A 12,202-nucleotide genomic window follows, 5' to 3' on the forward strand; every position below is an offset into this window, starting at 1 on the left:
CAGGCACCTGTCTGATTGGCCGAACCCCTCTGTTGGAGGTTGTCCGTTCAATAGTAACGCGGTTTGATTATTTTGCAATGTGTGACACAGTCGACGATGGGGTTGTACGCGGGTGGTGAACCCGCCGCAACCCCAGCGGAAACAGGGTGGAACGTCGGTTGGCGCTTCAGGGGTCGGACTTCGATGGCGCGTGCGCCCACGCGGGGATAGTCTCCCAGGCCGTGCGCAGGCGCTGGCGCAGTGAGTCGCTGTGCGGCTGGACGCGCCGCAAAAGCTGCCAGAAGCGCGCTGAATGGTTCAGCTCGTGCAGGTGGCACAATTCGTGCCAAAGTACATAATCGACCAAGTCAGGCGGCAGGAACAGCAGCTTGCAGTTCAGGCTGATGTGTCCGCGGGCGGAGCAGCTGCCCCAGCGGCTCCGCTGGTTGCGGATTGCCACCTGCGCATAGGACCATCCCGCCGAAGCGGCCAGGCGATCCAGCCAGGGTGGCAGGGTTTTTCGGGCGCGTTCGACCAACCAGCCCCGCAAGGCTGCGTGCGCGCCGGCGGCCGGTTCTTTGGGCCCGAGAACAAGAATCTGAGCCGTTCCGCTGGTGCGGGCCCGCACCGTGTGGCTACTTGAGGGCAGGTACTGGACGCGCCACGATTCCCCCAGCGCGGGCAGCCTGATCGAGCCTGGATGGCACGCCCGTTCTGCAACGGACTGGGCATGCCGTGTGGCTTGCCGCGCCATGTGCCGTGCGACCCACGACGCCTTGCCGGCCACCAGGGCTGTCACAGCGTCCAGACTGACCCCTTGGGGCGCCACGACCATCAGCCCGTCTCGGGGGCCCAGGGTCAGGCGTATGTTGCGGGCGCGCGCCGAGCGCCGGATGGCGTAGCGGACCACCTCGCCATTGGGCAATTCCAGCTGCTGTTTCATCATGTGTTGCCAGGACCCCGCTGACGCATGACAGTATTGACATGGTGTAGGCCGACAGTGATGCCCAGCGCGAGCAAGCCTGCAAGCAGCACGCTGCCGGCGCTGGCATCCAGGCGTTCAAACCATTGCGTATATAGATTCAGGGCGGCGAAAACGGCCACGGCATTCAGGGCCCAGCGGTGGTTGCGGCGCCAGGCCCAGACACCGGTGGCCAATAGCGCCAGGGCCCAGGCGATGGCGAAGACGGGGGCGCTGAGGTAGGGGCTGGCCAGGTACTGAAAGAGGCCCTGGCCGTGACGGCTGGGGTCGTCTTCCCACAGAGACCCCACCCAAAAGGCGAAGTTCACCAGGAAGAGGGCGGTTCTGGCCGCCGCCGCTGCCGGCCTTGCGTAGCGCTCGGGCAGCCGGATCGCGGCATGGTGCAGCCCGGCCGCGGCCAATGACAGCAAGAGAATGATGTAGACGGGGTTTTCGATCGTGAAGGCGTAGCTGACGTGCGGCTGTGTCGTGTCGACGCAAATGCTGCCACCCAGCAGCAAGGTGGCCAGCACCGCCATCAGGCTGCTGCGGGTCAGTGCCGCGACGCCGGCGCAGCCCGCGGTCGCCACGAGCAAGGAAACCCGGTTGCCTTCGCCAAGCGCAACGATGCCGCCGGCAGCGAGCAGGGCCCCGATCAGGGTGCAGATATTGGCGAGCAGGCGCCATTGTGTCGGCCGCGATGGGTTCAGGATCAGCCCGGCCAGGAGGACGACGGCGCCTATGAGGATTGCGCTGAGCGCTGTGGGAACCAGAGCCAGCGCGGCCAGCGCGACAGTCACGACGCCAAAGCCGATGAACAGGCTGAATGCCAGGGCGTCCGTCGAGGATGCCGCCAGGCGCCTGAGCTTTTCGTACTCGGCGTCGGTGATGTCTTTGTTGCGCAGCAGCGACTCTAGATCCAGCGTGACCTTCACCGTGCTCCCCTTGATACGGTTGTACCGGAATGGTGATCTTACCGTGATTGCTTGTAAATATTATTTAGAAATAAAGATATGGTAATTTAATATTTAAAGTTATAAGACTTGGGCCCTAGAATGGCAACTCTGCCGTCGTCGCTGACGGTCATCGTATTACTGGAACGAGGCAATTGTGAAAGCTTCTACTCTTGAACGTCGTAGGGTCGTCATCGTCGGTGCGGGTACGGCCGGTATTGCGGTCGCGGCGGGTCTGAAACGCAGTGGGCCAAGTCTCGACGTTGTGCTCATCGATCCCGCACAATACCACTACTACCAGCCTGCCTGGACGCTGGTGGGTGGTGGGGCCTATCGCGTGTCCCGGACCCGCCGGGTGCTGGCGCGCTGCGTGCCCAAAGGGGTGCGGCTGATCTCGCAGGCCGTTCGTGCGTTGGATCCCGAGGCCGGACACGTCGAACTGGATGATGGCCAGCACGTGGCCTACGACTGCCTGGTGGTGGCTGCGGGAATCCAGCTCAACTGGGGCCAGATCAAGGGCCTGGAACAGGCCTTGGGCAAGAATGGCGTCTGCAGCAATTATCGCTACGATCTCGCCCCGTATACCTGGGAGCTCGTGCGCGAGTTCCGTGGCGGGACCGCGATCTTCACCCAGCCGGCCGGCGCGGTGAAATGCCCCGGCGCGCCGCAGAAGGCGCTGTATCTGGCAGCTGATCGCTTCAGGCGCCAGGGGGTGCACGCCGACAGCCTGCAGTTTCGCAGCGGCGCGGCTTCGATCTTCGGGGTGGGCTACTATGCCGAACCGCTGGGTCGGATCATGGATTCCTATCAGGCGCAGGCCCATTACGACAATCATCTGGTCGAGGTGCGGGGCGAAGACCGCGTGGCCGTGTTCGAATCTTCCCGCAACGGCCAGGTGACGCGCGAAGAGGTCGCCTACGACCTGTTGCACGTGGTGCCGCCGCAAGGCGCGCCAGACTTCATCCGCTCCAGCCCGCTCGCCAATGAGGCGGGTTGGCTGGATGTGGATAAGAATACGCTGCGCCACACCCGTCATGCCAACGTGTTCGGGCTGGGGGATTGCATATCGGCGCCCAACAGCAAAACCGCTGCAGCCGTCAAGAACCAGACGCCAGTGGTCGTTGCCAATGTGCTGAGCACGCTCGAGGGTCTGGCGTCCACCCACACATATGACGGCTATGCCGGATGCCCGGTGACCACGTCGGTAGGCAAGGTGTTGCTGGCCGAGTTCACGTACGGCGGTGTGCCAACGCCCACTTTTCCGTTGGATCCCCGGGTGCCGCGCCGCAGTTTCTGGTGGCTGAAGCGCAGTTTTCTACCATGGTTCTATTGGAATATGCTGCTCAAAGGTCGGAACCTGCCGCAGTGGCACAAAAAGCGTGATTTTCCGGCCGGTGTGCCGTCGGTGCAGCGGTGAGCTTGGCACGTTCTTCGGGCTGACCCAGGCGTTTTTGGGGATTGATCGCTTTCAGGGCAGTTCATCGACGAAACGCGTAAATTCGTGGACGGGTTCGCGTTCGGTCGGGAAATTGTTTTCGGGCGCCGTCATGTCTGCATAGCCAAGTGCTATCGCCATGATCAGCTGGCGGTGCGCTGGGATCCCCAACCGTTGGCTGATCAGTCGGTGATAGCGGCAGAACGCGGCCTGAGGGCAGGTATCCAACCCCAGGCCGCGCGCTGCAATCATGATGTTCTGCGCAAACATGCCCAGATCGAGCCAACTGCCTTGTTCCATGTCGCGATCCATTGTCAAGAACAGGCCGACCGGCGCATCGAAGAAGCAATAATTGCGCCGATGCTGTGCCGCCATGCGGTCAGATTGGCCGCGCTGGATCCCCAGACTGCCGTATAGTGCCCAGCCTACGGTGCGCCGGCGCGCCAGGTAGGGCTCGCGCCATTGACGCGGATAATAGGCATATTCAGCCTCGCCCGCATCGCCAGACAGGGCGGCGGCCTCGATTTCCTGGCTGAGAGCTTGGCGTGCGCTGCCAGTCAAGACGACCACCTGCCAGGGCTGGATGTTGGAGCCTGATGGCGCGCGCGCGGCGGTCTCGAGGATCTGTTCAATGGTGCATTGCGGTACTGGATTGGGTAAAAAGGCTCGAATCGAGCGGCGTGAACGGATTGCCTCCGATGCGGGCATGCAGGGCTCGGTGATGTGCGTCGTGGTGTCCATTGGCTTGATGTTCCAGGCAATTTTGCCGGTGATCTCCTATCTAGATTGGCCAGTGTCACCGGCGCGTCGATGCGTATCGTGGCCTATTGGTGGCTGATTGGCAAGGGAGGCGTGCTACCCGATGGCGCTGGCTTGGCCTGCTGCTTCATAGCCAGAGCGCTGCAGTGGCAAACTACGCTTCTATACTGGCACGGCTATGAGAATATGCTACGGTTACGCTCTGATTCTGGTTCAGGAGACGAAACGTGGACGAAGCGGTGGCCCGGCAGGCGTTTGATCAGGCAATCAAGACACACAAGCCGGTATTCGAGGAATTTTTCCTGGCGCGCCTGATGGGGCTCGAGTTCGAGTATCCCGATGGCCAGTGTGTCGTCACCTTCGAGCCCAAGGACTTCATGTTCAACCCCCAGGGGTCCTTGCATGGCGGCATCATCGCCAGCGTCATGGACATCTCGATGGGGCATTTGCTCAAGCGCGTCCAGGGCCCTGGCACCACGCTCGAGATCAAGGTTCAGTACGTCAAGGCCGCCCGCCATGGGCGCCTGCGGTCAGTGGGCGAATTCATCCGGCAAGGGCGTGGGATCTCATATATGCGCTCGACCATGACCGATGCGCAAGGTGACGTCGTCGCTTTTGCCACCGCAACCTGGAAGCGGCTGAAGCCGGCGGCCCCCTGAGATCCGATCGGGCCGCGGTTTGGGGGGCCGGCCCATGGGGCCGGCTGGCTCAGGCCGGCTGTCGGCTGCAGCGGCATGCCAGGCGCCACCCGGCCACGGTGTAGAACAGAATGGCCGTCCCTACCAGGCCCAGGAAAAACACCAGCGCAATCAGCAGCCAGTCGATGGGGCCGCCTGCATCGGCAAACCCCGAGGATGACACCTGAGCCATCAGCACCAGGGCCAGTATGCCGCCCAGGACACCGATGGCTTGCGCCCATACCAGGCGGTTGGCCACCAGGCGCCGCTCGCGCACGAGCAGCGCTGCGAAAGCCAGCGTGCCCAGGAGCACGACGGCCAGCAAGACCCACAGCAGGGGCCCGAGCATTTCCTGGAAGACAGCCAGCAAGACCAGAGGATCGAGTTCATTCATGGGGGTTCTCCTTAGGCGCGACCGCGCAGCATGCTGAGATAGGTGGGTTTGAGCCCCATGGTTTCCATGACCCAAGTCACCCACAATTCTTCGAGCGGGGCGATGACGCCGGGAAACGATGGGACCAGATTGTTCTCGTAGTCGAATTCAACCAACATGGCCCGCCCCAGGCGGGTGATCATGGGGCACGATGTATATCCTGTGTACACGGCATCCGACGTCGTGCCCGCCAGTTCCGCGAGCAGGTGTTCGACGGCGATGGGCACCTGCCATTTCACGCTGGCGGCCGTCTTGCCTTTTGGTACCCCGGCGATGTCACCGACCGCGAACACATTCGGGTAACGGGGATGGCGCAAGGTGGCCTTGTCGGCCTCGACCCAGCCCTCGGCCACCCACGGCCCGCTTTGCCAGGGCAAGGGGCTGTTGAGGATGGCCGTCGGCGCCTGCATGGGCGGGATGACGTGAATGAAGTCGTAGCCCTGTTCCTCGGTGCCTTCCGGGGTACGGAAGGTCGCTATCCGGCGACCCGGATCGATCGCCTGAAGCACCCGGTCGTACCGTGTCTGTATGCCGCGGTCGTGGAACAGCATGCGCACTTTCTCGGACACGATAGGCACCCCGAACAACGTGTTGTTGTGCGCGTTGTAGACGAGTTCTGCCTTGCCCCGGTTGCCGCGCCGCCTGAGGTAGTCGTCCGTGATGAAAGCGTATTTAAGGGGCGCCCCGGCGCATTTCATTTCTGTGGGCGGACGCAGGAAGAGGCCACGGCCGCCCTGGTCGGCGAAGGCCGACATCGCCTGCCAGGTGGCCAGGGCGGCTTCAGGGCCCTGGTAGATGCTGCCGATGCCTTCCTTGCCGATCAGATGGGTGTCCATGCCTTCGATCTGCCCATACCGCAACGCCATGCCTGTGGCGACGATGAGAAAATCGTAGGGGATGGCCTGGCCGGTGCCGGTCACCACCTTGTTGGCTTCAGGATCGAATTCCGCCACTTCGGCCTGGATCCATTCGACCCCGGCGGGGATGTATTCCGTCGTCTCGGAGATGACATAGTTGGCGGGCTCGATGCCGGCGCCGATCAAGGTGTAGCCCGGCTGGTAGTAGTGTTGCCGGCGTGCATCGATCAGGGTGATCTTGGCGCCGTCCAGCGCTCGGGCCAGACGCGACGCAGCGGTCAGCCCGGCCGCACCCGCCCCGGCGATGACGATGTGCGCCGGGCTGCGCAGCGGCTGCCGGGCCTGCGCGGCGTTTGGATGCCAGGCCGCGGCCGCGACCGAGGCGGCGCCCAGTGCCAGAAACTGCCGGCGACTCAGCGGGCTGCGCAAGGTGGCGTCGATCTGGGTGGATCGTCGGTGGATGGATAGTCGGCGGTCGTCTTTCATAGGTAGGCCCCCTGGGTCAATGAAGAGGACAATCAATGCGGATACATGCAGGCTGCAGTGGGCTGCGGTTCCTGCAGGAGCCGCTCATGCCAGGCTTTCAGGCGCCAGCGCCTGGATGGCCTGATAATGCGTCAAGAACACCCGGCCGCTCAGCTGCCGGAAGAATGCGGTGCCACAGAGGCGGTCCATGACCGGCCCCTTGACTTCCGAAAGATGCAGTTTGATGCCAGCCCCCGCCAGCCTGGCTTCGATGGCCTCGAGGCTTTCGAGTGCGCTGGCGTCGATATGGTTGACCGCCGAGCACAGCAGCACCACATGATGCAAGGCGGGCCGGGCTGCCACGGCCTGGTTGATGCAGTCTTCGAGGTAGCGGGCGTTGGCGAAATAGAGGCTCTCATCCACACGCAGCCCCAGTACGTGGGGGCTGGTTTGTACCGGATGGCGCTGCTCGTTGCGAAAGTGCTCGGTGCCGGGCACCTGGCCGATGACGGCGATGTGCGGGCGGCTGCTGCGGTACAGATACAGGGCGATGGACAGGCCGATGCCGGCGATCAGCCCGGTCTCGACGCCCGCGAGCAAGGTCAGCGCCAGGGTGGCTGCGACAACTGAAAAGTCGAAGCGCGAGTAGTGCCACGTGCGCTTCAATATGCCGAAGTCGACCAGCGACAGCACAGCCACGATGATGGTGGCCGCCAGGGTGGCTTGGGGAAGATAGTGCAGAAAAGGCGTGAGCAGCAGCGTGGCGACGGCGATCCCGCCTGCCGTGTATACGCCTGCGGCCGGCGTCTGTGCGCCGGCGTCGAAATTGACGATCGAACGCGAGAAGCCCCCCGTGACGGGCAGGCCGCTGCTCAGGGCCGCGGTGATGTTGCTGGCGCCCAGCGCGAGCAGTTCTTGGTTGGGTTCCACGCGCTGCCGGCGCATGGCTGCAAGTGTCTGGCCCACGGAGATGGACTCGACGAACCCGACCACACTCAGCAGCAGGGCCGGCACGGCCAGTTCAGCCCACAACGATGGGTTCCAGCCGGGCAGCGTCAGTGCTGGCAGGCCTTGTGGGATGTCACCGATCACATGAACCCCATGGCGGGTCAGATCCCCCAGCCATACGGCAACCGTGGTGACGACAATGGCGGTGACTGGGCCGGCCTTGGCCAGGCCGTCGGCCAGGCGGGGCCCGAGCCCCAGCCGCAGGAGCAGCGGCTTGAGCCGGCGGCGTGACCACCACAGGAACGCCAGTGCAAACAGCCCCAGGGCGAGCGTAATCAGGTTGGTGTGCGGCAGGCCGCGCCATAAAGAAGGAAGCAGGTCGGGCAGGGTGTCGCCGCTGGCCGCGATGCCCAATACGTGTTTTGCCTGGCTGAGCGCGATCAGCAGGCCGGAGGCCGAGATAAAGCCCGAAATGACGGGATGGCTCAGGAAATTGGCCAGGAACCCCAGCCTGAATACGCCCATGACCGCCAGCATGAGGCCAGACAGGAGCGTGAGCACCAGCGTGGCGTCCCAGAAAGCGCTGGGATCGGCGGCCACCACCTGTCCGACTGCGGCAGCGCTCATGAGGGATGTGATGGCTGCCGGCCCAACGGCCAGCGTACGGCTGCTGCCGAATACGGCGTAGGCGAGCAGCGGCAGCATGCTGGCGTACAGGCCCGCCTGTGGCGGCACGCCCGCCAACAAGGCATAGGCCAGGCTTTGCGGTATGAGCATCAATGTCACGATGCCGGCGGCGAGCAGGTCGCCCGTGAGCTGCTGGGTGTCGTAGGCACGACCCCAGCCCAGGACCGGAAACCAGTGCGAAAGGCCAGCGGGCTTGTTCAATGGATGGCAACCCGAATCACATGCGTTGTTTATATTTTATAATAATTTTAATTGATAGTCCAAACAGAAAGAACGTGTGTCGGCGATATGCACACATGAAGCAATGCATGAAGCAATGCACGAAGCAAGGCACCGAAGGGTGGCGGCAGGCCCGGGATTGCCATCCAGACGACGGGGCGGCTTCAGGCGCCTTCGGGTGATGATGGTGGCGGGGTATTCAGGGGGCGGGGCGCAGCAGGATCTGGGTGATTTCTGACGGCCGCCCCAGGCGCAGCGCCAGCCCGTTCCACAGGCCGGCGCCGTTGCTGACATACAGGGTCATGTCGCCCACGTGGTACAGGCCGGAAACGAACCCGGCGTTGGCCAGCTGCGTGAGCCAGTGGCCGCCCAGGATCTGGCCGCCATGCGTGTGTCCGGACAGCTGCACGGCCACGCCCGCTTCGGCGTGTTCCCGCGCTTTCTCGGGGCGGTGGTCGAGCAGGATGACCGGCACGCCTTTGGGAATGCCTTGCAGCGCGGCCTGCAGATCGGGGGCGGGTTGGCCGAACTGGATGGCCTGGCGGTCGGTCAGGCCCGCAATGGCCAGGGTGTCGTCGCCCCGCCGGATCAGTACGTGCTCGTTTTCAAGCATGTTCAGCCCCAGCGCCTTGTATGCCGCCATCCAATCGACGTAGTCGGAATAGTACTCGTGGTTGCCAGGGATGGACAGCACGCCATCGGGCGCGTGCAGTTCCTGCAAGGGGGCGACATCCCGCGCCCTTGCGGTGGTGGAGCCATCGGCCAGGTCTCCCGTGATGACGATCAGGTCCGGGTGCAGTGAATTGGCGCGGCGTACGACCGCTTCTTGCCAGTATTCAGGCAGCAGGCGGCTGGCGTGCGTGTCGGTCAGTTGCACGATGCGATAGCGGTCGAAGCTGGCAGGCAAGCCGGGGACCGTGATCGCCAGGGTTTCGATGTGCGGGATGCGGATGGCGTTCCACACGCCGATCGCCGACAGTACGACGGCCGCGAGCCCGATCAGCACGGTGAGCGGTGGGCTCGTCAGCAGCATCCGGCCGCCCCAGCGCCAGGGAAGGTACAGCAACAGGCCCAGCACGTCGCGCACCAGGGACAGCATGGCCAGCAGCAAAAGCACCCCGAATGCCCAGGCCAGTGCGATAAGGGCTTCTTGGGGCAGTTCGGGTGATGCAATCGAACCAAAGAACGCGCGCACCAGCCAGTGGTACTGGGCGATCAGCAGAAGCAGCAGTGCCAGCCCGATCCGGGTGCCCGCCGCAAGGGGCAAAGGCCATACGAAGCGCCACAGAACGAACAGCCAGATGGTTCCGGTGATGAGCGGCAGAAAGAATCCCATGATTTGAGTTGGACAGATCCAGCAAGAAATTGATTGCGGTTGGCGGCCTGTTCTGGCGCGCCGGCGCAAGTGAACCGGTACGGTGCCGCACGGGCTGCTGACCTGTATCTTAACAAGCCGGCGCGTACGGCGCGGCGCATCGCGCCGCAGCCCGGAAGCGTGTGGGCGGATGAACCGCCTGAACGGAAGATGAACGAGGCCTTCAGAAAGGATTCAGTGGCGGGTCCGCATACTGCGTGCATGGCTGAATGTAGCCCTTTCCAAGGTAGGACAAGATCATGAAGACACGCCATTTCCTTATTCTTTTTCTCGGGTTGATTGGCCTGGCCTGGGCCTGGGATGCGCTCGTCGTGCATCCCATGGCCGGCGATGCGGCGTGGGTGGTCCGCAAGCAGCTGATTTATTTTACGGGCGTCGCGTCCATGGGGCTGATGTCCTTGGTGATGGTGCTGGCCACCCGGCCGGTCTGGCTGGAATCATGGCTCGGGGGGATGGACCGGATCTTCCAACTGCACAAGAGGGCAGGCATTCTGGCTATCAGCCTGGGGGTTGCCCACTGGCTCGTCAAGATCAGCAAGGGCGCCCTGATCAGCGTGTTGGGCGCCATCGTGGACAAGCCGGCCTCCCTGCCTTTGCTGGAGGCGTTTCAGTCCAGCAAGGGCTTGGCCAAAGACGTGGGCGAGTGGGTGATCTACGCCCTGATCCTCACCCTCGTGCTCACCCTGTGGAAGGTCGTGCCATACAAGGCCTGGCGCCTGGTGCACAAGGTCATGCCGGTGCTGTATCTGGCGCTGGTGTTTCATGCCGTGGTGCTTATGCCGGCCGTCTGGTGGACGCAGCCTCTGGGCCTGCTGATGGGGGGCCTTCTGGTTGCAGGCAGTCTGGCCGCCGTATCCGCCTTGCGTCAACGTATCGGTCATCGCCGGCGCCATGCGGGTGTCGTCGAATCGGTGACCCGGCAGGCTTCGGGGGTGACCGAGGTGCGCTGCGTCATGGCGGCCGACTGGCCCGGCCACGTGGCCGGTCAGTTTGCCTTCGTGCAGTTTGATCGCTCCGAGGGGTTTCACCCCTTCACGATCGCCGACGCCGATCGGGGCGCCGCACGGCGCCTGACCTTCCAGATCAAGGCGCTGGGCGACTATACGAGTCGCCTGGCGCAACAGCTGCATCCGGGGCAGCATGTGCTGGTCGAAGGACCTTATGGCCGCTTCGATCATACGCGGGGCGACCGGGAACAGATCTGGGTGGCTGGCGGCATCGGCATCACACCGTTTGTGGCCTGGCTGGAATCCCTGCAGGATACGCCAGACAAGGCGCCGCAGGCCCATCTGCACTATTGCATACGCGACGCGGCGCAGGATCCATTCGTTCCCAGGTTGCGCGCACTGTGTGCCCGGCTGCCGCAGATTCGGCTGCAGATCCATGAGGCCCGGGCGGGCCAGCGGCTTGATGCCGGTACGTTGCGGGCCGATTGGAAGGCGGGCGGGGGCGTCATGCCCGAGATCTGGTTCTGCGGGCCGGTCGGACTGGCGCGCCACCTTGAAGACGGATTGCGCGCACTGGGCCTGGACAGGGTGCGTTGGCACCGTGAGGCCTTCGACATGCGCTGATTCATGCAGCTGATATCGTATATAATGGCGAGCTTGGCCGGGTTGTCCGGCCATCGACGTCACCGGCGCAATGGCAGAGTGGTGATGCAGCGGACTGCAAATCCGTGTACGTCGGTTCGATTCCGGCTTGCGCCTCCAGATGGATCATGCAAACCTTCCAACCCGATTTGTTCTCAGGTCGATACGCTCTGGTGGCGGGCGGTACGCGCGGCATCGGCGCCGCAGTGGCCAATCACCTGGCTGCCCTGGGGGCCACGGTCGTGGCGGGGGGGCTCGACGACACCGACGGCTCGCTGGCCAGCGGCATACGGGTCGTGCACCTCGATGTGGCCGATGGCGCGTCGGTGCAAAAGGCATTTTCCTCTCTGGATCGCCTCGATATCCTGGTCAATTGTGCCGGCATCATACGGCGCAGCGACGAACACCAACCCGAAGTCTTCGAGCGCGTACTGGCCATCAATCTTACCGGCAGCATGCGCACCTGCACGGCAGCGCGTGCGCTACTGAAGGAAACCGGCGGGTCCATCGTCAACACGGCATCGATGCTCAGTTTCTTTGGGGGCGGCCTGGTGCCGGGCTATGCCGCCAGCAAGGGCGGGGTGGCCCAACTCACCAAGTCTTTGGCCCTGGCCTATGCGGCCGACGGCATACGGGTCAATGCCATTGCCCCGGGCTGGATCGCAACCGCGCTGACCCAAAACCTCCAGGACGACGACGCGCGCTCGCAGGCGATTCTCGCCCGCACGCCGCTGGGCCGCTGGGGCTCGCCCGCCGATCTCGGCGGGGCCGTGGCCTTTCTGTGTTCACCGGCTGCGTCTTTCATGACCGGCGTCATCCTGCCGGTCGATGGCGGCTATCTGATCGCCTGACTGCCCGGGCCCGG

The 12,202-nt window shown here is 63.9% G+C and carries 11 protein-coding genes and 1 tRNA gene; 5 read left to right on the forward strand and 7 right to left on the reverse strand.

Annotated features, from left to right (window positions below; all coding sequences use genetic code 11):
- Positions 1-166: 166 nt before the first annotated feature.
- Together WCZ84_RS02400 and WCZ84_RS02405 are read right to left on the reverse strand one after the other, a co-directional pair.
- Positions 167-925: a M48 family metallopeptidase gene (locus WCZ84_RS02400; protein WP_372684659.1), complete on the reverse strand. Its 759-nt coding sequence runs from the start codon at positions 923-925 to the stop codon at positions 167-169.
- Entirely contained in the window at positions 922-1,875 is a 954-nt protein-coding gene (locus WCZ84_RS02405) for a hypothetical protein (RefSeq protein WP_372684660.1), read from the reverse strand. The genes WCZ84_RS02400 and WCZ84_RS02405 overlap by 4 nt, the downstream gene beginning before the upstream one ends.
- Positions 1,876-2,050: 175 nt before the next feature.
- Here WCZ84_RS02405 and WCZ84_RS02410 point away from each other — a divergent pair, with 175 nt between their 5' ends.
- Complete coding sequence (locus WCZ84_RS02410; protein ID WP_372684661.1) at positions 2,051-3,310, forward strand: FAD/NAD(P)-binding oxidoreductase; 1,260 nt, start codon at positions 2,051-2,053, stop codon at positions 3,308-3,310.
- A gap of 51 nt (positions 3,311-3,361) precedes the next feature.
- On the opposite strand, the gene WCZ84_RS02415 is transcribed toward WCZ84_RS02410, so the two are convergent.
- The gene (locus WCZ84_RS02415) at positions 3,362-4,069 is read right to left on the reverse strand and encodes a nitroreductase (RefSeq protein WP_372684662.1); all 708 of its coding nucleotides are present in this window, start codon (positions 4,067-4,069) and stop codon (positions 3,362-3,364) included.
- Positions 4,070-4,314: 245 nt separating this feature from the next.
- On the opposite strand from WCZ84_RS02415, the gene WCZ84_RS02420 reads away from it, so the two are divergent.
- Positions 4,315-4,746, forward strand: a complete 432-nt coding sequence (locus WCZ84_RS02420) for a PaaI family thioesterase (protein WP_372684663.1) — start codon at positions 4,315-4,317, stop codon at positions 4,744-4,746.
- A 49-nt stretch (positions 4,747-4,795) separates the two neighbouring features.
- Here the strand turns inward: WCZ84_RS02420 and WCZ84_RS02425 are convergent, their stop codons facing one another.
- The 4 genes from WCZ84_RS02425 to WCZ84_RS02440 all read right to left on the reverse strand — a co-directional run bounded on the left by WCZ84_RS02425 (position 4,796) and on the right by WCZ84_RS02440 (position 9,709).
- On the reverse strand, positions 4,796-5,158 hold the full coding sequence (locus WCZ84_RS02425) for a DUF5368 domain-containing protein (RefSeq protein ID WP_372684664.1): 363 nt from the start codon (positions 5,156-5,158) through the stop codon (positions 4,796-4,798).
- An 11-nt stretch (positions 5,159-5,169) separates the two neighbouring features.
- Positions 5,170-6,540 carry an FAD/NAD(P)-binding oxidoreductase gene (locus tag WCZ84_RS02430; protein WP_372684665.1) on the reverse strand — a complete coding sequence of 457 codons (1,371 nt, stop codon included), beginning with the start codon at positions 6,538-6,540 and terminating at the stop codon, positions 5,170-5,172.
- An 84-nt stretch (positions 6,541-6,624) separates the two neighbouring features.
- Complete coding sequence (locus tag WCZ84_RS02435) at positions 6,625-8,355, reverse strand: SulP family inorganic anion transporter (protein WP_372684666.1); 1,731 nt, start codon at positions 8,353-8,355, stop codon at positions 6,625-6,627.
- A 217-nt stretch (positions 8,356-8,572) separates the two neighbouring features.
- On the reverse strand, positions 8,573-9,709 hold the full coding sequence (locus WCZ84_RS02440; protein WP_372684667.1) for a metallophosphoesterase: 1,137 nt from the start codon (positions 9,707-9,709) through the stop codon (positions 8,573-8,575).
- A 278-nt stretch (positions 9,710-9,987) separates the two neighbouring features.
- Between WCZ84_RS02440 and WCZ84_RS02445 the strand changes: the two genes are divergently transcribed.
- The 3 genes from WCZ84_RS02445 (at position 9,988) to WCZ84_RS02455 (ending at position 12,188) form a co-directional block, all read left to right on the forward strand.
- On the forward strand, positions 9,988-11,319 hold the full coding sequence (locus WCZ84_RS02445) for a ferric reductase-like transmembrane domain-containing protein (protein ID WP_372684668.1): 1,332 nt from the start codon (positions 9,988-9,990) through the stop codon (positions 11,317-11,319).
- 64 nt (positions 11,320-11,383) lie between these two features.
- Positions 11,384-11,457, forward strand: a tRNA-Cys gene (locus tag WCZ84_RS02450).
- An 8-nt stretch (positions 11,458-11,465) separates the two neighbouring features.
- On the forward strand, positions 11,466-12,188 hold the full coding sequence (locus WCZ84_RS02455; RefSeq protein WP_372684669.1) for an SDR family NAD(P)-dependent oxidoreductase: 723 nt from the start codon (positions 11,466-11,468) through the stop codon (positions 12,186-12,188).
- Positions 12,189-12,202: the final 14 nt, after the last annotated feature.

This window comes from Castellaniella sp., assembly GCF_041675725.1.
Classification (GTDB): domain Bacteria; phylum Pseudomonadota; class Gammaproteobacteria; order Burkholderiales; family Burkholderiaceae_B; genus Castellaniella.

What these genes read in the sequence shown, in the direction of transcription:
- WCZ84_RS02400 (WP_372684659.1), bottom strand. Translation starts at nt 925, where the DNA reads ATGATGAAACAGCAGCTGGAATTGCCCAATGGCGAGGTGGTCCGCTAC.
- WCZ84_RS02415 (WP_372684662.1), bottom strand. Translation starts at nt 4,069, where the DNA reads ATGGACACCACGACGCACATCACCGAGCCCTGCATGCCCGCATCGGAG.
- WCZ84_RS02425 (WP_372684664.1), bottom strand. Translation starts at nt 5,158, where the DNA reads ATGAATGAACTCGATCCTCTGGTCTTGCTGGCTGTCTTCCAGGAAATG.
- WCZ84_RS02430 (WP_372684665.1), bottom strand. Translation starts at nt 6,540, where the DNA reads ATGAAAGACGACCGCCGACTATCCATCCACCGACGATCCACCCAGATC.
- WCZ84_RS02440 (WP_372684667.1), bottom strand. Translation starts at nt 9,709, where the DNA reads ATGGGATTCTTTCTGCCGCTCATCACCGGAACCATCTGGCTGTTCGTT.
- WCZ84_RS02445 (WP_372684668.1), top strand. Translation starts at nt 9,988, where the DNA reads ATGAAGACACGCCATTTCCTTATTCTTTTTCTCGGGTTGATTGGCCTG.
- WCZ84_RS02455 (WP_372684669.1), top strand. Translation starts at nt 11,466, where the DNA reads ATGCAAACCTTCCAACCCGATTTGTTCTCAGGTCGATACGCTCTGGTG.